Annotated in this window: 14 protein-coding genes; 6 read left to right on the top strand and 8 right to left on the bottom strand. The window is 63.4% G+C overall.

Features of this window, described 5'->3' with window-relative positions; all coding sequences use genetic code 11:
* The first annotated feature begins 15 nt into the window (after positions 1 to 15).
* Positions 16 to 2,376 carry a S8 family peptidase gene (locus FPZ24_RS12550; protein ID WP_146572502.1) on the top strand — a complete coding sequence of 787 codons (2,361 nt, stop codon included), beginning with the start codon at positions 16 to 18 and terminating at the stop codon, positions 2,374 to 2,376.
* Positions 2,377 to 2,529: 153 nt separating this feature from the next.
* On the top strand, positions 2,530 to 3,576 hold the full coding sequence (locus FPZ24_RS12555) for an LLM class flavin-dependent oxidoreductase (RefSeq protein ID WP_146572504.1): 1,047 nt from the start codon (positions 2,530 to 2,532) through the stop codon (positions 3,574 to 3,576).
* On the opposite strand, the gene FPZ24_RS12560 is transcribed toward FPZ24_RS12555, so the two are convergent.
* The 4 genes from FPZ24_RS12560 to FPZ24_RS12575 form a co-directional block, all read right to left on the bottom strand.
* Complete coding sequence (locus tag FPZ24_RS12560) at positions 3,542 to 4,432, bottom strand: diacylglycerol/lipid kinase family protein (RefSeq protein ID WP_146572506.1); 891 nt, start codon at positions 4,430 to 4,432, stop codon at positions 3,542 to 3,544. The two genes, FPZ24_RS12555 and FPZ24_RS12560, sit on opposite strands and share 35 nt — an antisense overlap.
* Before the next feature lie 2 nt (positions 4,433 to 4,434).
* The gene (locus FPZ24_RS12565) at positions 4,435 to 5,742 is read right to left on the bottom strand and encodes a sensor histidine kinase (RefSeq protein ID WP_146574500.1); all 1,308 of its coding nucleotides are present in this window, start codon (positions 5,740 to 5,742) and stop codon (positions 4,435 to 4,437) included.
* Between the two features lie 109 nt (positions 5,743 to 5,851).
* Positions 5,852 to 6,535, bottom strand: a complete 684-nt coding sequence (locus FPZ24_RS12570) for a response regulator transcription factor (protein ID WP_146572508.1) — start codon at positions 6,533 to 6,535, stop codon at positions 5,852 to 5,854.
* Between the two features lie 33 nt (positions 6,536 to 6,568).
* Positions 6,569 to 6,871, bottom strand: coding sequence for a hypothetical protein (locus FPZ24_RS12575; RefSeq protein WP_186728823.1), 303 nt, complete (start codon positions 6,869 to 6,871; stop codon positions 6,569 to 6,571).
* A gap of 100 nt (positions 6,872 to 6,971) precedes the next feature.
* On the opposite strand from FPZ24_RS12575, the gene FPZ24_RS12580 reads away from it, so the two are divergent.
* Entirely contained in the window at positions 6,972 to 8,747 is a 1,776-nt protein-coding gene (locus FPZ24_RS12580) for an ABC-F family ATP-binding cassette domain-containing protein (protein WP_146572513.1), read from the top strand.
* A 142-nt stretch (positions 8,748 to 8,889) separates the two neighbouring features.
* Here the strand turns inward: FPZ24_RS12580 and FPZ24_RS12585 are convergent, their stop codons facing one another.
* From FPZ24_RS12585 to FPZ24_RS12600, 4 genes are read right to left on the bottom strand one after another with little or no spacing between them, the layout of a single operon-like run.
* Positions 8,890 to 9,594, bottom strand: a complete 705-nt coding sequence (locus tag FPZ24_RS12585) for a M48 family metallopeptidase (protein ID WP_146572515.1) — start codon at positions 9,592 to 9,594, stop codon at positions 8,890 to 8,892.
* A complete protein-coding gene (locus FPZ24_RS12590) occupies positions 9,591 to 12,830 on the bottom strand; it encodes a type I restriction endonuclease subunit R (protein ID WP_146572517.1) in 3,240 nt (1,079 codons plus the stop codon). The genes FPZ24_RS12585 and FPZ24_RS12590 overlap by 4 nt, the downstream gene beginning before the upstream one ends.
* On the bottom strand, positions 12,827 to 14,014 hold the full coding sequence (locus tag FPZ24_RS17240; RefSeq protein ID WP_186728825.1) for a restriction endonuclease subunit S: 1,188 nt from the start codon (positions 14,012 to 14,014) through the stop codon (positions 12,827 to 12,829). The genes FPZ24_RS12590 and FPZ24_RS17240 overlap by 4 nt, the downstream gene beginning before the upstream one ends.
* Entirely contained in the window at positions 14,004 to 15,821 is a 1,818-nt protein-coding gene (locus FPZ24_RS12600) for a type I restriction-modification system subunit M (protein ID WP_240047455.1), read from the bottom strand. The genes FPZ24_RS17240 and FPZ24_RS12600 overlap by 11 nt, the downstream gene beginning before the upstream one ends.
* Positions 15,822 to 16,307: 486 nt before the next feature.
* On the opposite strand from FPZ24_RS12600, the gene FPZ24_RS12605 reads away from it, so the two are divergent.
* The 3 genes from FPZ24_RS12605 (at position 16,308) to FPZ24_RS17610 (ending at position 22,062) form a co-directional block, all read left to right on the top strand.
* Positions 16,308 to 19,355: an SNF2-related protein gene (locus FPZ24_RS12605; protein ID WP_146572519.1), complete on the top strand. Its 3,048-nt coding sequence runs from the start codon at positions 16,308 to 16,310 to the stop codon at positions 19,353 to 19,355.
* 307 nt (positions 19,356 to 19,662) lie between these two features.
* Entirely contained in the window at positions 19,663 to 21,006 is a 1,344-nt protein-coding gene (locus FPZ24_RS12610) for a hypothetical protein (protein WP_205012836.1), read from the top strand.
* A 417-nt stretch (positions 21,007 to 21,423) separates the two neighbouring features.
* A complete protein-coding gene (locus tag FPZ24_RS17610; RefSeq protein WP_240047456.1) occupies positions 21,424 to 22,062 on the top strand; it encodes a hypothetical protein in 639 nt (212 codons plus the stop codon).
* Position 22,063 lies beyond the last annotated feature (1 nt).

The raw sequence follows: 22,063 nt of genomic DNA on the forward strand, positions 1-22,063 counted from the left end.
GGGGTTGGGACAGTGATGACGATCGCGCGCGTACGATTGCTGCAGTCGGCGGCACTTGCGAGTTTCCTGGTGACCGCCGCGTGCGGCGGTGGCGGCGGCGGCGTTGCCAGCACGCCGACACCTACCCCCGCCCCGACGCCCACGCCGACGCCGACCCCGGTTCCTACCCCGACGCCGACCCCTACCCCGACGCCCAGCAGCTTCGACACCAGCGAATATCGCGCGACGGTCGGCGCGGTCTCGGCCAACGCGCTGACCGCCTATAACAACGGCGACACCGGCCGCGGGATCAAGGTCGGGGTGATCGATTCCGGGCTCGACCTCGCGAGCGACCAATTCACCGGCCGCGTCGACGCAGCCTCCGCCAACGTCGCGGGCGGCACGACCTATGACGACCAGGACGGCCATGGCACGGCGGTCGCCTTCACCATCGCGGGGGTGCGCAACGGCGCCGGTACGCAAGGCATCGCGTTCGACGCGACGGTCATCATCGCGCGCGCCGACACGCCCGGCACGTGCGCGAACACGACCGGCCCCGATTCGGGCTGCAGCTTCGACGATACGAATATCGCCCGGGGCGTCGATCTGGCCGCCAATAACGGCGCGCGCGTCATCAATATGTCGTTGGGCGGCAGCGCGCCGTCGTCGGCGCTGATCGCCGCGATCGGCCGCGCGACCGCGAAGGGCATCATCATCGTGATCTCCGCCGGCAATGACGGCGACGATCCGGTCAAGGGCAAGACGCCCGATCCGTTCGGCGCCGGCGTCGTCGACAGTTCGGTCGCGCGCAACCTGGTGATCCTCGCCGGGTCGGTCGGTCCGAACAACAATCGGACGGCGGGCGGCGACGCGATCTCCGACTTCAGCAATCGTGCCGGCACCGGCCCCGAAGCGCAATTCTACCTGGCAGCAGTCGGCGAAAACGTCCGCGCGCCGTGCAACGACACGCAGGTTTGCCTGTGGTCGGGCACGTCCTTCTCCGCGCCGCAGATCGCGGGCGCCGCGGCATTGCTGGCGCAGGCCTTTCCCAACCTGACCGGCGCGCAGATCGTCCAGATCCTGCTGACCAGCGCGCGCGACGCCGGAACGACCGGCACCGACTCCATCTATGGCCGTGGTGTGCTCGATCTGTCCAAAGCGTTCACCCCGCTCGGCGGCACGCAGACCACCACCGGCGCGCCGATATCGACCAGCATCAACGGCACGCTGTCGGCGCCGATGGGCGACGCACGGACCGGCGCGCTGGGCGCCGTCATCCTCGACGGCTTCGACCGGGCCTTCGCGCTCGACCTGGCGCGCACGATCAATCGGACAGGGCCGCAGCGCACGCTGGCCGGCGTTTTGACCGGCAAGACGCAGACCCGCGCGTTCGATCGCGGTGCAACCAGCGTCGCGATGACGATCGCGCCGTTCCGCACCAGCGGCGCGGTGCTGACCGGGCTCAACCTCAGCAGCGCCGACGCCGAGCAATCTCGCGCGGTCGCGGGCAGCATCGTGCAGCGATTGGGCAGCAAATCGAGCTTCGCGATCGGCTTTGCCGAGGGCGGCCAGGGCCTGACCGCGCGGCTGAGCGGGCAGAACGCCCCCGCCTTCCTCGTGGCGCGCGACCCGCTGACCAATCTCGGCTTCGACAGCCGCACCGGCAGCTCGATCGCGATGCGCGAACAGATCGGCCGCTGGGGCATTTCCGGATCGGTCGAAAGCGGCGCGGCGCTGGTGCGCGGCGACCAGGAAGCGCTGCCGGGCATCGCCTATCGCTATCGCCCGTACAACTACAACCGCATCGGCATGACCGTCGATCGCCGCTTCGGCCCGCTCGGCCTGTGGGTCGGCGCGAGCCGGCTGGCGGAGAGCGACACGTTGCTCGGCGCGAAGTTCAGCGCCGGCCTGGGCGCGCCGCGCGCGACGAGCTGGTTCGTCGATGCGACCGCGCGGCTCGACGCCGGCGGCGGCTGGTCGATCGGCGGCGCCTGGCGTCAGGGCTGGACGATCGCCGACCTGCGGTTCGGGCTTGAGGGCGGCGGCACGGTGAAGACCAACGCGTTCGACGCCGATGTCACCAAGTTCGGCGTATTCGGCAAGACCGACCGGGCGGGCATCCGCATCGCCCAGCCGCTCCGCGTGTCGGGCGGCGGACTCGACCTCAACCTGCCGACCGGCTGGAGCTATGTCGGCACGGTCGGCGTGTCCGAATATACGCGGCAATATTTCAATCTGGCCCCGACCGGCCGCGAGCTCGACGTCGAGTTCGCGTACGGCTGGACATTGTTCGGCGGGAACGTCGAATCCAATTTCTTCTACCGTCGCGACCCCGGGAATTTCGCCGCGTTGCCCGACGATTATGGCATGGCGTTGCGGTACGGCGTGAAGTTCTGAGCCTTCTATTGCCGTCATGCTGAACTTGTTTCAGCATGCATATATTCCCTTCTTCCCGCGCGGTCGGCCTGCGGCGCGCTGGCCGCATGGATCCTGAAACAAGTTCAGGATGACGGGGTGGAAGGATTGCCATGCGATCCTATCTCCCAAACCATGACCGCATTTTCGCTGCTCGATCTCGTCCCCGTCGTCGAAGGCGGCAGCGTCGCCCAGGCGCTTGCCAACGCCGCCGATATGGCGCGCCACGCCGAAGCCGCGGGCTACTCCCGCTATTGGGTGGCGGAACATCACGGCATGGCGGGGATCGCGAGTTCGGCGACCGCTGTCGTCATCGCGCATGTCGGGGCGGCGACCTCGACGATCCGTATCGGCGCGGGCGGGATCATGCTGCCCAACCACGCGCCGCTTGTGATCGCCGAACAGTTCGGCACGCTCGACGCGCTGTTCCCGGGTCGGATCGACCTCGGGCTCGGCCGTGCGCCGGGTAGCGACCAGCGCGTCGCGCAAGCGATCCGCCGGACGCTCGACAGCGACCCCAACGCTTTCCCGCGCGATGTGCTCGAATTGCAGAGCTACTTCGCCGACGACGGCCAGACCGGCATTCGCGCGACGCCGGGTGCTGGGGCGAAACCCGATCTATGGATCCTCGGCTCCAGCCTGTTCGGTGCGCAGCTCGCGGCGATGCTCGGTCTGCCCTATGCCTTCGCCTCGCACTTCGCGCCCGACGCGCTCGACCAGGCGATGGAAATCTACCGCCGCGATTTCCGCCCTTCGACGGCGCTCGACAAACCCTATGCGATGGCCGGCTTCAACGTGATCGCCGCCGACAACGACGAAGAGGCCGAATTCCTTTCCAGTTCGCAGGCGCAATCGTTCGTCAGCCTGCGCACCGGCAATCCGCGCCAGCTATCGCCGCCGGTCGCCGGCTATCGCGAAAGCCTGCCCCCGCACCATGCCGCGATCCTCGACCATGTCCTGCAATGCTCGGCGGTCGGGACGATCGACACCGTCGAGCACGGGCTCGCCGCGTTCGTCGAACGCACCGGCGTCGACGAGGTGATGATCTCGAGTTCGATCTACGACGTTGCGGCGCGCAAGAAGAGCGTCGCGCTGGCGGCCGAGGCTATGCGGAGCTTGAAAACTCCCCTCCCTGACAGGGAGGGAACTACGGGGTCACGACCTTCAACGCGCCCGATCTGATCCGGAATTCGAGCGGCGAATCGATTCGCTGCACCTCGCCGTCCAGCGCGATCTCGATACTGTCACCGCTCGACCAAACCTTCAGCGTCTCGCATTCGCCGAGCGTCACGAAATCCATGTCATGACGTGCGCGTCCGAACAGCGCGCGCGCGGCGAACCAGAGCAGCTTCGCGCGACTGCGGTGCGAGACAGCGTAGACCGACAGCTTGCCGTCCGTCAGCGACGCTCGCTGGCCGAGCGCGCCGGCGTCGAGCGAATAGATGTTGTTGCCGACGAACAGCAGCGGCGTGACGATCGCGCGTTCGCCCTTCCCCAGATCGACGCGCAGCCGGTGATGCGGGAAACGCTCGAGCGCGGCATAGGCGGCGGGGATCGTCGACAGCCATTTGGGCCAGCCCTTGTCGTCCTGCAGCCCTTCGCGCTCGCGCACCATCAGCGGGTACAACCCGATCGATGCATTGTTGACGAAGACCTTGCCGTTGACCTCCGCGACGTCGATCGCGGTCGCCTTGCCCGTCGCCGCTACCTTGGCCGCCTCCTTCAGGTCGGTCGGCAGGCCGAGATCGCGGGCGAGGTGATTGAGCGTGCCGAGCGGCAGCAGCCCGAGTTCTGCGTCGCTCCCCGCCAGTTCCTGCGCGGCGCACGACACCGTGCCGTCGCCGCCCGCGACGACGACGCGGCCCTTCTTCGCGGCCGCCTTTATCGCCTTGGGGATTTGCTTGCCGTCGAGCGGTTCGATCGCCGCGTTCGCGCGCGCCGCGTCGAACGCCTCGGTCAGCGTCGAGACGAGCTTGTCGCCCATCTTCGCCGCCGTGCCGCCATTCCTGTTGACGATGATCGGTAGCTTGGCCGCCAAAATCAGGTCGCCGCCGGCAGTCGCAACCGGACGAGCAGCCCGCCGAGGTCTTCGCTCTCTTCGAGGCTGACGGTGCCTTCGTAAATCTCCGCCACGTCGCGCACGATCGCCAGACCCAGGCCCGTCCCCGGCTTGCCCGTATCGAGCCGCACGCCGCGGTCGAAGATGCGCACGCGTTCCTCCTCGGGGATGCCCATGCCGTCATCCTCGACCTGGAATTCGATGAACCCGGCCTGCGCGCCGACCGTCACGAACACGCTGCCGCCGCCGTACTTCGCGGCATTTTCGATGAGATTGCCGAGCATTTCGTCGAGGTCTTGGCGCTCGACATGAACCTGCAGATCCTTCGGCCCGTCGGCGTCGATGCGGACGTTCGGGTAGAGTCGCGACACCGCGCGCTCGACCGATTCGAGGCTGGGCCAGACGTCGGCGCGGCTATGCGCCGACCCGCGCCGCCCCACCGCACGGGCGCGCGCCAGATGGTGATCCACCTGGCGCCGCATCGTGCGCGCCTCACGGACCACGGTCTCCGCCAGATCGTCCGACTTGGCGGTCGCCGAGTTCATGATCACCGTCAGCGGCGTCTTGAGCGCGTGCGCGAGATTGCCCGCGTGACGGCGCGCTTCCTCGGCCTGGCGATCGTTATGTTCGATCAGCGCGTTCAGTTCCTCGACCATCGGCGCGACTTCGGCCGGCATCGAGCCCTCGATCCGCCGCGACAGCCCGCCGCGCAGCCGTGCGATATCCGCGCGCAACCGCCGCAGAGGGCGCAGGCCGTACCAGGTCTGCAGTCCCGCGAGCACGATCAGCCCGAGCGCGAGCAACAGGAAGCTGCGCACCAATGTCCTGCGTAGCACGTTGATATTGGCGTCGAGCCCGTCGCGGCTCTGCGCGACCTGGAACCGCCAGCGGATCCGCGATCCCGGCAGACGCACGTCACGTTCGAGCACGCGCAGCTTCTCGTCCTTGAACTGGCTACTGTCGTAGACATGGACTTCGAGGTCCGTATGCGCGGTGCCGTAGGCGAGCCGCCGGTCCCAGAGCGACCGCGAGGGAAACGCTTCCTTACCCGGCGCCGAGACTTGCCAATACAGCCCCGAATACGGCTCGAGGAACCGCTGGTCCGCGGGTTCGCGGCTGAAGATGACCTCCCCATCGGGACCGATCTCTGCCGAGGTGAACAGCGAGGTCAGCACGTAATCGAGCTGATCGTCGAAATTGCGCGTTACGGCGCTGGTCAGCACGCGATCGAGCGCGAAGCCGCCGCCGGCGAGCAGGATGATGATCCATAACGCGGCGATGGCGATCATGCGCCGGCCGAGCGACCCGGTGATCCGCGTCGTCGGCATCGGCCGCGGCGCGTCGGCCGCGACGGCGGGAGTCATCGACGCGGCGGGATCCTGCTCGGCCACCGGTCGCTTATTCGGTCGCGCGCGGCGGGCCGTCGGGGTCGTCGAGGCTGTAGCCCAGACCGCGGATCGTGGTGATCACGTCCTGCCCCAGTTTCTTGCGGATGCGCGTCACGAACACTTCGATCGTGTTCGAATCGCGGTCGAAATCCTGATCGTAGATATGCTCGATCAATTCGGTGCGGCTGACGATCTTGCCCTTGTGGTGCAGCAGGTACGACAGCAGCTTGTACTCCTGCGCGGTCAGCTTCACCGGATCACCGGCCAGCGTCACCTTGCCGCTGCGCGTATCGAGCCGGACGTCGCCCGCGATCAGTTCGCTCGACGCATTGCCCGACGCGCGGCGGATCAGCGCGCGCAGCCGCGCGATCAGTTCCTCGGTCTGAAACGGCTTGGCGACATAGTCGTCGGCACCGGCATCGAGCCCAGCGACCTTGTCCGACCAGCTGTCCCGCGCGGTCAGCACCAGCACCGGCGTCGTCTTGCCCTGCTTGCGCCAGCGATCGAGCACGGTCAGCCCGTCGATCTCCGGCAGGCCGAGGTCGAGCACAATCGCGTCATACGCCTCGGTCTCGCCGAGGAAGAGCCCTTCCTCGCCGTCGGTCGCCAGGTCGATGGCGTAGCCCGCGCCCTCCAGCGTATTCTTGAGCTGCTGGCCCAGATTGGGTTCGTCCTCGACGATCAGAACGCGCATGATGATCCCCTTCGCGTGGAGCGGTCGAACCGCTCAGTAACCGGTGTGGCCGATGACTTGCCCCGACCGGCCGTCGACCCGCACCCAGATGACCGTTCCATTGCGCAGGAACTTGAGCGTGTAAACGCCGGTGTCGAAATCGACCTCCGGCCCGAGATACTGCGCACCCGCCATGGTCGGGATCACGCGGCGCTCGATTTCGGGAAGCGGCAGGATGCGGCCCTGCTTGCGCGCTTCGAACGCGCGGTCCTGGTCGCGCCGTTTCTGGCACGGCATCGCATCCGCCGGAATCACCGACGGCGACAGGGTCAAAGCAAGCAACGCAAACATGAACATCGGGGATTGCATAAGGTTCTGGGCTTGAACAGCCTGTGAACGTCGCCGTCAGCCGCCAACAAGGTTGCGCTGTGGTGCTCAGCCCCTAGATAGCCCGCCCATGGCGGCTCCCGTATTAGCGTATGAAGATCTCGGCCTCGTGCAGGGCGCGGGTTGGCTGTTCCGCCACCTCGACCTCTATATCGGCGAGCGTGACAGGCTCGCGCTGATCGGACGGAACGGCGCGGGCAAGACCACGCTGATGAAGCTGATCGCCGGTGCGATCGACGCCGACGAGGGGCGGCGGACGATCGTCCCCGGCACCAACGTCGTGCTGCTCGAACAGGATCCGAAGGTCGACGGGTTCGCGACGCTCGCCGATTTCGTGCTCGGCGGCGCCAATCCGCCCTTGCCCCACGAAGCCGACGCGATCGCCGACCAGCTCGGCATCGACCTGTTGCGCGACGCCAAATCCGCCTCGGGCGGCGAACGCCGCCGCGCCGCGATCGTCCGCGCGCTCGCACAGAACCCCGACGTGCTATTGCTCGACGAGCCGACCAACCATCTCGACATCGCCGCGATCGAATGGCTGGAGGAGTGGCTCAACCGGTTCAAGGGCGCGTTCGTCGTGATCAGCCACGACCGCACGTTCCTGACACGGCTGACGAAGCAGACCTTGTGGCTGGACCGCGGCACGATCCGCCGCGCCGAGGTCGGCTATGGCGGGTTCGAGGCGTGGACCGAACAAGTCTATGCCGAGGAAGAGCGCAATGCGCAGCGGCTCGACGCCAAGCTCAAGCTCGAGGAACATTGGTTGCAACGCGGCGTCACTGGACGGCGGCGGCGCAACCAGGGGCGGCTCGCGAAGTTGAAGGAAATGCGCGCCGAACGCGCCGCGATGCTCGGCCCGCAAGGCGCCGCAAACCTAGCGACCGCCAGCGACGACACCAAGACCAAGGTCGTGATCGACGCCAAGCACGCGAGCAAGTCGTTCGACAGCCGCACGATCATCCGCGACCTTACGCTGCGCATCACGCGCGGCGACCGGATCGGCGTCGTCGGCCCCAACGGCGCGGGCAAGACCACTCTACTAAAGCTGCTGACCGGCGAATATGCCCCCGACAGCGGAGAGGTGAAGCTCGCCAAGACGCTCGACGGCGTCGTGATCGACCAACAGCGCAAGCTGATGGCGCCGGAAAAGACCGTGCGCGAGGTCGTGGCCGATGGCGGCGACTGGATCGACGTGCTCGGCACCAAGAAGCACATTCACGGCTATCTGAAGGACTTTCTATTCGATCCCAACATGGTCGAAGCGAAGGTCGGCACCTTGTCGGGCGGCGAGCGCTCCCGCCTGTTGCTGGCGCGCGAATTCGCCCGCGCGTCGAACCTGCTGGTGCTCGACGAGCCGACCAACGACCTCGACCTCGAAACGCTCGACCTGCTGCAGGAAGTGATCGCCGACTATGACGGCACCGTGCTGATCGTCAGCCACGACCGCGACTTCCTCGACCGCACCGTGACCCTGACGCTCGGGCTCGACGGATCGGGCACGGTCGATATCGTCGCCGGCGGCTATGCCGATTGGGAAGCGCGGCGACGACCAACGGCGGAGAAGAAGGCGGCGGCGAAGCCCGCGTCGGCCGCGCCCGCGCGTCCCAAGACGGCTAAGCTCAGTTACAAAGACCAGCGCGACTACGACCTGCTCCCGCAACGGATCGAGGCGATCGAAGCGGCCATCGCCCGCGACGAGGAAGCGCTCCACGACCCGTCGCTCTACACGCGCGACCCCGCGAAATTCGCCGCGCTGACCGACGCGATCGAACGCGCTCGCGAGGATAAGGACGCTGCGGAGTTGCGCTGGCTCGAACTGGCCGCGCAAGTCGAAGCACTGGGGTGAAGGAAGAAAATGGTGCGCCTACAGGACTCGAATTGGTACGCTATGTGACTATTTTATCAGAATAATTTCTGTCAATCTCGATCAGATACCCCCGATCGCGCCCCCAACTTAAGCTTATTTGTCCCAAGCCCTTTCATCACGGTCACATCATCCACCTTTCAAGTCGCGCTTTACGATCGCGCCAATCTGGCATTCGTGCGCCGAGCAACGCCTCGAAGGCGGGTCCGTGATGATGATACGTCAGATGACAAAGCTCGTGGACGATGACGAAGTCAATCGCATCGACGTCAGCCTCAACCAGCCTGCGATTGAGTATGAGAGAGCGCCCGCTTGCCGACAAACTACCCCATCTCTTCTCCATAGGCCGCACGATTAGGCGTGGACGTAGGCCCGAGCCGTGCTTGGCCCAGCACGCATCAAAGCGCACTTCCATGATGCGGCGCGCTTCGCGTTGATACCAGTTGATCAGTCGATTCCTGATGCGGCTTGTTTCGTCAGTAGAGATACCGCCAACCTCAATGTGATCGCGCGTCAGCACAACCCCGCGTGCGGCATTAGGACTTACCAGCAGGCGATACTGACGGCCTAGATAGCGATGAGACTCACCTGCAACGTAATGCCGCTCGGGGGTCCGAGGCCGGAAACGGTCGAAGTCTCGAATGGACTTGAGTATCCAGGCGCCCCGCCTTTTGAGACGTTCTTCGATTACGGCGAGGGAAGTGCCTCTTGGAGCAGCAACAGTAAGCGCACCGCTCGGCTGCACAGAGATCCCGAGAGTGCGCCTTCCACTATAGGAGACCGTATAGGGGATGTCGGTCGCACCGAGCAGAACAACCCCGTTGATCATCTCGGGAGCTGTCTGCGGGCAACAGCAATGATGCGATCGGCAATCTCGTCCATCGCCGCAGCATCCAAGCCCCAAATCCCACGGCGATCACGAACGCGATCGTAGAGAATATCGTCTATGCCGGCGCGCATCGCGTTCTGCGGGCCAATGTCGTCTTGCCAACCGACCCGGCACTCCGCTCGCACCGCGGCAGTGATCGAAGACGTTACGTCGGTGGCGATGTGGTCAACGTCATCGCCCGCCAATGGCAAGAGTGCCTCTCGTAGGATTCTCCACACGGCGCCGGCAAAATCGTCGCCACGCACTGCCTCGGGCAAATCCTCCGATGCCTTTACGCCGACGATCTCATCCCTGACCGCCGTCACGCGGGCAAGATAGTCTGCTTCGCTGAGACGGCCAGCGCGAAACTCCTCGATTGCTTCAGCGACAATCGCGGAGAAGCGCTTGTAGCGAATGGGATCCTCACCCATCCGCTCGTTGATTGTGCGCGCCGTCGCACTTGCGATGGCATCGGCAACCGAGGCCGAGCCGCCAGTCGCCTCTTCCACTGCCTGCTTGAATACCGTCTCATCAAAAATGTCGACGGGCGGCACCAGCTCGATCATCCCGGCCGTCGTGATATGCTGGTCAAGCAGCTTTCGAATGCGAGCTTGATATTCTCGAGCGTCGTAATCGTCCGTATCGTCCGCATAACGGCGCGCCACGGCGCGGCGAAGAGACTCGAACCGCTTGAGATCGTCTTTATAGCCCCGGATCGTGCGCTCTGGGGTGCGATCGACCCAGTCTTGCGACGTGAAAGCCGACTGCAGGGCGCTGGCGAACGCCCGAAGGCGTTCATAAAAGTCGCGCCGGATCAGGTCTTCCGCGAGTAGCAGTTCGTAGGCTTCTTGGTCAGCCGCGTTCTCGATGCCCTTGAACAGGTCGAGCAACGCGGCGTGCGTGTCTGGCAGTCTCTCGGTTTCTTCGCGGATTGAAACCAGCGCTTGGGCAACATCGCCTTCGTCATAGTCAGCGAACGCCTGATAGCTCGTGAGCGCCTTGTCGAGTTCCCCGAGCACGCCTGCATAATCGACGATGTGGCCGTGCGTCTTCTCCGCTTCGTCGTCCTGATAAAGCCGGTTCACGCGCGCGATCGCCTGGAGCAGACCATGCTCCTTCAGCGACTTGGCGAGATAGAGGACGCGATTGCGTGGCGCATCGAAGCCGGTCAGCAGCTTGTCGACCACGATTAGGATGTCGGGGCCCTTGCCAGCCTTGAAGCCCTGAATAACGAAACGTTCGAAGGTCTTCAGATCGCCATGCAGCGCTTTAGCCTGCCTGATGTGCGCACGAACGATGTCGTCATCCTCGTCGGCCACCTCGTCGTGACCCTCGCGATCGTCGATGTCGGAGATGATGACCTCGGCCGTGACATCCCCGAAACCCTTGATCAGCTGTTTCAGCAGGACCGCCTCGCGCTTGCCCCGCGCCACCAACTGCCCGCGAAAGGGCGTTCCCTGCCAGTTGCGCGCGAAATCTTCGGATACATCGAAAGCGACCTCCCTCAGCCAAGGGGTCGCACCCAGAACTTCGTTCGCGCGACCCATGCGGTGCTTGAGATCGGTTTTCTGATCGTCGGTCAAAGCCTTGGTGACGCGCTCGAACCAGCGATCGAGGCCGTCTTGCTCGACGTCCATATCGACGTGCCGGCCCTCATAGAGCAACGGCACTACGGCTTTGTCGCGAACCGCCTCGTCGATTTTGTAGCTGTGGATCAAACCGCCGAAGGTCGTGAAGGTCGAACGCTCGCGCTTCAACAGCGGCGTGCCGGTGAAGCCGATATAGCAGGCCCGCGGAAAGATTGCGCGCATCTGCCGATGCATGCTCTCGTCGTCGGTAACCGTCTGGCTGCGATGGCTTTCGTCGACCAGCAGGAAAACATCGGGGTCCTCGTCGCGTAACCCGCCGCGCTCGACGAGACTGCGGAATTTGTGGATCAGCGTCGTGATGATGTCCGTCCGGGCGCGGATCAAACGCCCGAGATCTGCGCCGCTGTCCGCCTGGACCACTTCTTTGCCGGTGTCCTTGAACGTGTCGCGGATCTGAATGTCGAGATCGGTGCGGTCGGTGACAAGCACGATCCGGGCGTTGGGCACGGCGCGAATGATCTCGCCGGCCAGCATCACCATCGTCAGCGACTTACCCGATCCCTGCGTGTGCCAGATCACGCCGCCGCGGCGCCGATCAGCTTCGTCCCGCGTCTTGAGGCGGTCGATCGCTCGGCGGACGCCGAAATACTGTTGGTAGCGGGGGACTTTCTTGTCGCCAGCATCGAACAGCGTGTAGCCCCGCGCAATGTCGAGGAGGCGGGTAGGCCCGCAAAGCGAGACGAGCAACCTATCCAGCGGTGTCGGCTGACGACCGCCGCCATGCTCCATCAGCTTTTCGTGCCGGCGCCGGTGGATCGAGAAGTCGGCGAAGATCGCGGACGATGTCTCGATCGCGAGACCGGCATTGACGGTGCCGTGAATTACAGCCTCGATGATCTCATGTTCGCGCCACAATGCCCAGAACTGTGCCGCCGTGCCCGTCGTGGCGAAGCGCGGGTCCGACGGGTTAGCGGCGATGAGCAACTGTGCACTGGCGAACAGCCGCGGGATTTCGGTTGGGCCCTGATTGCGCAGCTGCTGGCTGATGCCCTGCTCGGTGCCGACAACTGAAGATTTGACTTCGATCACGGCGAAAGGGATGCCGTTGACGAACAGCACGATGTCCGGCCGCCGCGTATCCGCCGCGCCCTCGCGCTGGACCGGGAACTCGGCGGTCATGTGGAAGAGGTTGGCGGCGGGATCGTCCCAGTCGACGAAGCGAAGCTGACGCCCGCGCGCGATTGCTTCGCCGCGCTCGTTCGCCAGCGTCACGTCGACCGAGGTGCCGAGCCGGAGCAGGTCGGTCACCGCCGCGTTGGCGCCGAGCAGCCCCTTGCCCTGATCGGCGATGGCGAGCGACAACCGCCGGATCGCTACCTGCGCGGCGGCACCGGGCAGCGCGTGGCGGGCATTGCCCTGGCGGAGCGGATTGAGCGCGTGGAGGCGCTCGGCGAGCACATCCTCGAGCAATGTCTCGGCCAGCCGCCCCCGCCGCTGCGCCTCGCCCTCGGCGCGCGTGAGATAGCGCCAGCCGAGACCGGCGAGCGTGTGCAGCGCCTGAAGCTGGACCCCGCCGGCCTCGGAGGTGGCGAAGTCCGGCGAAGTCATTCGGCGGTCTCCGCGAGGCGGTCGGCGGCGGGGCCGCCGGGGGCGAAGGAGTCGCCGCCCGCGGGGATGCGCCATTCGCCGGTGAGGAGCTTGTGCATCAGGCCATGCTTTTGTCGGCGGAGGAGAGTGATTTGACTTTCTGCCGTCCGCGCCTCGGACAGGCAAGTCTCTACAAGTGACGCGAGCATTGCCGTCTCTGCGCTGTCCGACGGCAATATGACCCTTCCTTGAAGGAACTGGGTATTTGTGACCGCGATCGTGTTCTTGGCGCCTTTCTGCACAAGTGGCGTCAGATAGCGGAGCGTAGCATCTGGACTCGCGAAGTAAGCATCAAGAAGAATGCCAAGCTCGCGAGAGGCGGGCGTGAACACGCCGTAGAGTGGCGAAACGATCACGGCTCGTTCGACCTTGCTCTGTTTGATGATGCCGAGGGGGAAGTCTCCTGTCGGGCTCTTCGTGTAAACAATATCGCCCGGTCGCACGAGGTTGTAATGCTCAGTGCTCGCTGCTGCGAACGAGCGGCCAAGGTGCTCGACCTGGTCGATAAGCCCGCGATGGACGGAGACTGAGAATACCGACTCGGCGCCTGTGCTTGTTGTGCGGTGCTCATGTAGTACTCGCGAGAGTGGGGTGGCCGCCCAAGCTTGAGCGCAGCCGAGTAGGCGTACGCGTCCGGTCAAGACCGCGCTTTGCACCCAAACAAAGCGATCTTGTCGCGTGGCTACCAGCCTCTCGGCGACGGCCACGGCGTCATCCCATGCTTCGAGCACCGCCGCAACTCGCGCCTGCTCTGCGATCATGGGCGTATACGGAACTCTCGCTTCCCTCAACTCTTTGAAATGACGGGCATAGCCGAGACTGCTGATTCGGCCCGCCGCGTATTCGATGAGCGCGGAGAGATAACGCGGGTTCTGATCGCCGGCTGGTTCCAGGACTTTCGTTCCGTCTGCGCCGACGACGAACGGGAAGGTGATGAACTTAACTTCGCGCGTGTGATCGCCGAAAACCGTTACTGGGAGGCGGCAAGGGAGAGTTGGAGCATCGCAATACCCGCAGATCAGCTTCTTGCCCTGATCGACAATGGGATGTGCTCCTTCGGCGCGATACTGATCCGTGGTGACCTGATAGCCGCGCACATTCACGCTGTTCACAAGCGATCCTAGTTCCGGGAGATCAGCAAACAACGCCCAGCTCCCGCAGATACGCCTTCATCTTCACCCGCGTCTCCGCGAGCTGCGCCTCAAGCGCCTCGATCTCGGCCTGCACCGCGGCCACGTCGATCTCCTTCTCTGCCTCGAACGTGTCGACATAGCGCGGGATGTTGAGGTTGTAGCCGTTTCCCTTGATCTGCGCGCGCTCCACCACCGCAGCGTAGCGTTCGACCTCCCCGCGCGCACGCCAAGCGCTAACGATGCGATCAAGTTGCTCGGGGCCCAACTGGTTCTGCTTTTTGCCCGGAATAAAGTCGCGGCTTGCGTCGATGAACAGTACATCATCTACGCCCTCGCGCGCGCCACCCTTCTCCCGCGCGCGGTCGAAGATTAGCATGACGACTGGAATGCCCGTCGAAGGGAACAGCTGCGCCGGCAGACCGACGATGCCGTCGAGTAGGTTCTCCTCGATCAGCTTCTCGCGAATACGCCCCTCTGCGCCGCCGCGGAACAGCACGCCGTGCGGCGCGATCACCGCCACCCTGCCCTCACGCGGCTTCGCCGCCTCGATCATGTGGCTGATGAACGCATAGTCGCCGCGCCCTTTGGGCGGGACGCCGCGGTGGAAGCGGCGCCAGCGATCGTTCTCGGCATTCTCCGCACCCCATTTGTCGAGGCTGAACGGCGGGTTGGCGACGACGAGGTCGAAGCGCATCAGCGCATCACCGTCGATCAGTTTGGGGTTGTTGAGCGTGTCGCCCCATTCGATCTTCGCGTCGTCCAGCCCGTGGAGGAACATGTTCATCCGCGCGAGGCCTTGCGTCTGCCGGGTCGCCTCCTGCCCGAACAGTTTGACGTCCGCGCGTGCGGTCTCAACACCTTGGATGTGCGCGACATACTCGGCAGCGCGGATCAGCAGCGTCGACGAGCCGCACGCGGGATCGCAGATCTTGCTACCGGGCTGCGGGTCAGCGAGCCGCACGAGCAGCTCCGAGACTTTGCGCGGCGTGAAGAACTCGCCGGCTTTCTTGCCCGCGTCCGACGCGAACTGGCTGATCAGGTAGATATAGGTCTCGCCGATGGCATCCTCTGCCTTATGCTCGCCCTCGAACCGCGACGGGCTGAAGTCGAGTTCTGGCTTGGCAAAATCGACGAACAGATTCTTCAGTCGCCGGTTTCGATCGGCCGTCTCGCCCAGATTGTTGGTCGAGTTGAAATCGATGTTGGTAAGCACCCCGGCGAGCTTGGCGCGGTTGGCCTCCTCGATCGCTTGAAGCGCGATGTTGATGAGCTCGCCCAGATTGTCGGCGTTGCGTTGCGCGTAAACCGCCTGGAAGGTGGTCTCTTTGGTCAGATTGAACCGCTCAAACCGCAGCTTGCGGGCGACCCGCTCCGCATCGCCGCCGAACTCGCGCTCGTAAGCCTTCTTGTGGTCCAGCCACAGGTCCGAGACGTACTTCCAGAACAGGAAGATGAGGATGTAATCCTTGTATTGTGCGGGATCGACAACGCCTCGGAAGGTGTCGCAGGCCTTCCACGCTGCATCGTTGAGGGCCTTTTGTTCTACAGCGTGCATATTCTTGCACCTCCGGTTGAATGTCGATGGACGATGGCGATCAGTTTGGCTTGGAGCGATGTCACTCTGAGCGTTGCAAGACGTGACGACAGCTGCGCTTCTTCGACCGCGAGCGTCGCCAGCGCTCCGATCCGCCTTTGCGTGGACAGCGGAGGGATGCGGATGGGTAGCGACCGCAAAGCCGGAAGCGGCAAGCGAGCCACGGCTCCGCCCGTGCGGTCTCCAGCCAGTGCGACTTGGCTCTCTGGAAGATTGATGAACCACGCGAGATAGCCCGGATCCAACAGGTCGGAGGGTCGAAGCACTGCAAGTTCCAGCGTCGCGAATAAGGGCTTGGAGAACGTCGTCGAAACCGCCACCGCGGCGTTCACCGGGCCTCGCATAGTCACCAAGACATCGCCGACCCGAACTTCCGCATCTGTACCGGACCGTGTCGGCGCCATTCCCGCTTCAAGCGCCGAATCGGACAGGAATCCCCTCGACACCGATCGCGGCGTGGCAAACAATGCGTCGTCGCCAGGCCGCTTAACTGAACCACTTCTGATCTGAACCAGCTCGCCCATAAGCCAGAAACTATAGAACACACTTCTATAAGTCAATCGAACTCTCGCGTTTCCCCGTTGCCGAGCCGCTCCGGCCAAAATGAACTAGTATTCCGCTGCCGACACTTGACGCCTGGCAAACGAGCCGGAAGCATATGATCGGGCGGGAAAACGAAGGAAATCTCGCGCCGCGGATGAGAGAGAAACGATGTTCGCGCCGGGCACGATTGTAAGGCTTCGCAATGACCCTGCTTGCGCGGGACACATAACGGGTGTTTCGACCGAGCGGAGCGGCCGCCGCTATCACGAGGTGCAACTTGCGGATGGGAGCGGGAAACAAACATTTCCAGAAAGTCAGCTAGTTGCGGCCAGCGGCCCCGCCGATCCTCTCAGTGACCTCGAAGCGCAACGCTTCGCTGATCCAAATCTGTTGCGGCGAATGCTGCTCCATAAACGGCTGACTGGTCGCCTGCGCGACGTCATCTACAGCATGGACGTCACGGACACCGAATTTCACGCTTATCAGTTCAAACCCGTCGTAAAGCTGCTCGCGTCCCCGGCGCAGGGTCTGCTGATCGCCGACGAGGTCGGCTTGGGCAAAACGATCGAAGCCGGCCTCATCTGGACCGAACTCGTCGCGCGGTTCGATTGCCACCGCTTGCTCGTCGTCTGTCCGAAATCGCTCACGGAAAAATGGCGGCTCGAACTCTGGCAGAAGTTCTCAGTCGACGCGAAGGTCGTCGATGCGTCGGAGCTTCTCAACTATCTCAAGCGGGACGGCGAACAGTCCGACGGGTTTGCGCTGATTGTGTCGCTGTCCTCCGTGCGTCCCCCTCGGGGATGGCAAGACGAAGGAGACAGCGCCCGCGCCAAGCTCAGCCGTTTCCTCGCGGACCAACAAGGCCAGGATCCGCTATTCGACTGCATCATTTTCGACGAAGCCCATCATCTGCGCAACGCTGAGACAATGAACCACGCCTTTGCCAGCGCGGCGATGGATGTAGCGGACTATAAGCTGCTGTTGAGCGCGACGCCCATCAATTTGCGCAGTGAGGACTTGCGCAACCTGCTGGCCCTGCTCGATCCTGATACGTTCGGTAACGCTTATACATTCGAGCTTCTCGCCGAGGAAAACAGGCCCTTGGTCGCCGCGCGCGAGCTCGCACTCCGCCCGCGCACACCGTTCTCAGAATTGAAGCAGGCATTGGACGACATGCCGCGCGGGTCACTGCTGAAAATCGACCGGCAGCTTGAAAACCTGCAACGCGAACTGGCCGATCCCGATCTCGTCGACAATAGCACGGTCAGAACCCGCATCGCCGCGCAACTCGAAGAGATGTCCCTGCTGGGTTCGGTGGTCAATCGCACGCGCCGTCGCGACGTGAACGAGTTGCAGGTCAAGCGAGAGGTCGACCTTCTGCGCTGGCACATGAGTGATGAAGAGCGAACCTTCTACGACGACGCATCGGATGTGGTGCGCGCGCATGCTTGGTCGATACCGGCCGCCGAACGCTTCTTGCTCGCGACGCCCCAGCGGTTGATTGCCTCTTCGCTCGCGGCAGCCTGTCGACACTGGGCACGTCGGGCGGCGGATTTGTCAATGGACGACCCAGATGATGCTGTGGACGCGGCGGGCCCGCTCGTGGCCAAGTTGGGAGTCCTTTGCAATGATCCGGCGCGTTTGGCTGCGCTGGAGGCCAGCGACACGAAATTCGAACGTCTGGTTAAGGCAATCAGCGATCAAAGAGCCGCTGGCGACTCGAAGCTTATCATCTTCTCGAGCTTCCGCGTGACGCTCGACTATCTGGCAGACAGGTTGCGCGAAAGCGGTTCAGCCTTTGAGCTGATGCACGGCGGCGTAGTCGAAGATCGTACGGAAATACTGGCACGCTTTGCCGCACGGGAGGACGCATGCGTCCTGTTGACGTCCGAAGTTGGTGGCGAAGGTCTCGACATGCAGTTTTGTCGCGCGCTGATCAATTACGACCTCCCTTGGAACCCGATGAAGGTCGAGCAGCGCATCGGTCGTATCGACCGCATTGGCCAAGGTGCTGCGAAGATAACGATCCTGTCCTTGATTGCCGCCGACACGATCGAGGAGCAAGTCTACCAACGTCTATACAGGCGGCTCCTCGTGATCGAGCAAACGCTGGGTGCATTCGAATCGATACTGGGCAACGAGATACAGACCCTAGAGCAGCGTTTGCTTGACCCTGAATTGACGCCGTCGCAGCGGGAGGAGGAGGTGTCTCGTCGGGCGATGGCAATCGAGGAGCGTCATCGTCAGACAATGGCGCTCGAAGAGGAAGCGCCTGGGCTAATCGCCCACGGCGACATGATTTTAGCGCAGATCGCCGAGAGTCATCGCCCCGAGAGGAGAGTCGGTGCTGAGGAACTGGCCGACTATGTTCACGAGGCGATAGCCGGCCGCTTCCCCGGCAGCGAGATCGTGGATGCTCCCGACATGCCGGGCCTTTACGACGTGAGATTAAGCGACGCGGCGCATTTGGCGCTCAAGCGCATCTTAATTCGCGGGGGAAGATTCCGCACCCGGCTCACGCGCGAGACACGTATACGTGCCGCTTTCGAACGCAAGCCGGGGCTGCCCAAATCGATCGAACTTGTAACCACGGTGCACGCTCTGGTTAGGCTTGCGGCGACCTTGCGAAAGGAAGCTGCACAAGGCGTTGCTTCAGTCCCCGTCGTAAACGTCACACTACCGTCGGATACGATGGACGTCCCGGATGGGGTGTATGTCGTTTGTGTGGAGCATTGGATGGTCGACGGAGCCGTGCGGGTCGATCGCATCGCCTATGGTGCGCGAATGGTGGGTGGGTCTGCTCTCGACGCCATCGTCGCCGAACAGATGTTGCAAGTCGCCTTGGCAACAGGGCGACCCGGCATCAACGTATCGCCCGATTTGCTTACTGACGTGGACAAATTGCGGGACGATCTGAAGGCAGCGTTTGAAGCTTTTGTGGATGACGAGGAAGCTCGTCACCTTGACCGAGCAGAAACCGGCATTGCTCGACTTGAGCGGCAACATGAAAAGCGGGTGCGCGATTCAGAGGCCAAGCTGTGGAATTGGAAGTTGAGCGGAGACTCAAAGAAGCTTCGCCTCATCCCCGCAGAACAAGGCAAGCTGAATAAGCTGCTTGCACGCCTAGATCATCGGCGAGATGAGCTGGTAGCCGTTCGCGACCGCTTTTCGTTTCAACCGGACTTGGTCGGAATAGCGATTGTAGCGATCGGATAGGGCGAACATGCCGAAAAATCGTGGCAGGGCAACGTTAGGGGACGGAAAGGCAGGCAATATGCTTGCCCAGCTTTTGAAGAATATGACCTCGCCGGAGACTCCTACGCCATCAAGTTCCGGCAGCACTGCAAAGGCCGCGCCTTCTGCAGTGTCCGACGATCTCGGCGCAGCGATGACGCATGCTGCGCGTGTTGTTCCTCCGCCTGCGAGGCAGGCAAGGGCGGCAATAAGCAATGCTAAGGCTAGGAAGAAAGAGATAGTCAGACTTCCGCGGCATATCTCCGAGCAGATCCAACGGGAAACAGCCTTGCCGGTCCGCACGGATGGCACCACGATAGAGCCGGCATCGGTCAGCGATTTGGGCGCCGCCGCCTATAGGCGAATTTCTAACTTGCGCTCTTCACTCTCGTCACTCATCTCGGACACGCGCGCGCCTAAGACGGTGGATGCGGAAACGCGCGAAACGATAGTGCAATGCATCGCACTCGGCGCTGCCGTCAACGTGGCAATCTGTGATCCTGACGCAGACGGATATGTCGGACACGACTTTGGCACCAGCACGACGAAGGCTATCGTTCGCTGGCCTTACGACCGATCTGCGGGAGCCTTTGCAGTTCCCGTTCCCGCTGGCTGGTGCAGCGGCAACGTTCCGCACCTATGGCCAACGGTGGTCTACTTCGATCCGGCTTCGCGTGCCTTTGCTCCACTTCCAGGAGAGGGGCTGGTTGCTCTGACCGGATTCAAATCGGCGTTGATCGAGGGGCAAGGCCATCGGATGTGCTGCGGCAGCGTCGTTTCAATGGCCGATGCGGCGACCGCGTTTATCACGCTGCATTTGGCCTACGTGCTGGGGGCAATTGCACAAACTCGCCCGGACGCCGGGATAAGTGTGATCAACGTCGGTGTTCCGGTGGCAGCTCTTGCGGACCAAAAGATCTCCTCAATGTTCGGCAATGTTACTCGAGCTGCGGCAGTGCTCCTGGGCGTGGCTCCGGCGCTGACGCTTGACGATGTTCACGCAGCCCTTGCGACATCAGATCAAGGTTCGATCCAGTTCGAGCTGCACACCGAGCTTAGCGGTGCAATCGCCGGCTACTGTGCCGGCCCGCGGCCTTACCAAGGAGCGCACGTTATCGTCGATTGCGGGTCCGCTACCTTAGACATCGCAAGTTTTCACCTAGGAAATGGGCCTTGGCCGATCGGCATTTATGCGGCCGAGGTTGGGCCTCTTGGGGCGGATGCGTGCGTTGCTTATCAAGCTGCCGGTGCTGGAGAAGACGACTGCCGAGGTGCCGTTCGATTTCAAGAGCATCGCGTCTATGCAGACACATTGGAGTTTGCACGAAGCGGATTTAGCCAAGACGATGATCGGCGTTACGCTTATCAGGTGATCATGGTCGGCGGCGGAATTGATGGGCCGATCCACCGATCGTTGTTCGATGACATGGCTGCTTCATTTCAACGCCCATTCTTTCGGCCTGAGCTTGATCGCGGGTTGCTGCGCGATGCCGGGGCGAGCGAAGGTCGGCTGGTCCTAGCTGATGGATTAGCCCGCTCGCCGATCGAACTACGGGAAGTTGCCATGCCCGGCGATCGTCCGCCGCCACAGCCTCACAGCGGGCCTGAGATGATCTCTAAAGACCAAGTTTAATCTATCTCATCCGCATGTCGGTGGTTGACCGAAGGCGGAGGATGGCTCGAAGCGATCGAGCCCCGCCGTTTAGGCACGACCCGGATAACCGAGTTCGGCAAAAGTGTAGGACTTCGTTCTTCTGTCCGGTCACGGACCTAGCCTTTTCAAAATCCTCGGCGACACCGGCACGATCGTATCGACAGTTGACGACGGGCCCGACCCGCTAGATGCTTGAGTCCATGATCGTGCGCGCGACCAGATCGACCTTCTCTCACTGCTTCCCGCAAGCACCGATGTCGTGCGCTTTTTATTTGCGCATCGCCGCCAATCACCCTCGCGCCCAGGCTGCGCCATAGTCGGACCCCCGCTCCACCCGACCATGCCCCGCAGCCCCGTCGAGCCCTCGATGGGGCTTTTTCATACCCGGAACCGACCATGCTCCTGACCATCACGACCACGCACCGGCCCGCGACCGACCTCGGGTTTCTGTTAATGAAGAACCCCGCGAACGTGCATTCGGTCGAACTCCCGTTCGGCAACGCGACCCTGTTCTACCCTGAGGCGAACGAGGAGCGCTGCACCGCAGCCGTCACGCTCGAGATCGACCCGGTGCAGCTCGTGCGCGGCAAGGCGGGGCTGGAGGATCAGTATGTCAACGACCGCCCCTATGCGGCGTCGTCCTTGTTGTCGGTAGCTCTGGGGCGACTGGTAAACACCGCGATGGGCGGGCGGTCGAAGGATCGTCAGGAACTTGCCGATACAGCGATCCCGCTCGAAGCTGTCGTCACCCCGCTGCCTGCCCGTGGCGGACCCGATCTGATCGAACGACTGTTCGGGCCGCTCGGCTATGCCGTAGAGGCAACACCGATTGCGCTCGATCCAGTGCACCCCGACTGGGGCAACAGCCCGTATTTGGCACTACGCCTGACCGGCACCGTGCGGCTCGCCGCCCTGCTCACCCACCTTTTCGTGCTGATCCCGGTGCTTGACAATCAGAAGCACTATTACATCGGGGAGGCCGAGGTGGAGAAGCTGCTGCGCAAGGGGGGAGGGCTGGCTCGAGACGCACCCTGAC

Source organism: Sphingomonas panacisoli (genome assembly GCF_007859635.1).
Classification (GTDB): Bacteria; Pseudomonadota; Alphaproteobacteria; order Sphingomonadales; family Sphingomonadaceae; genus Sphingomonas; species Sphingomonas panacisoli.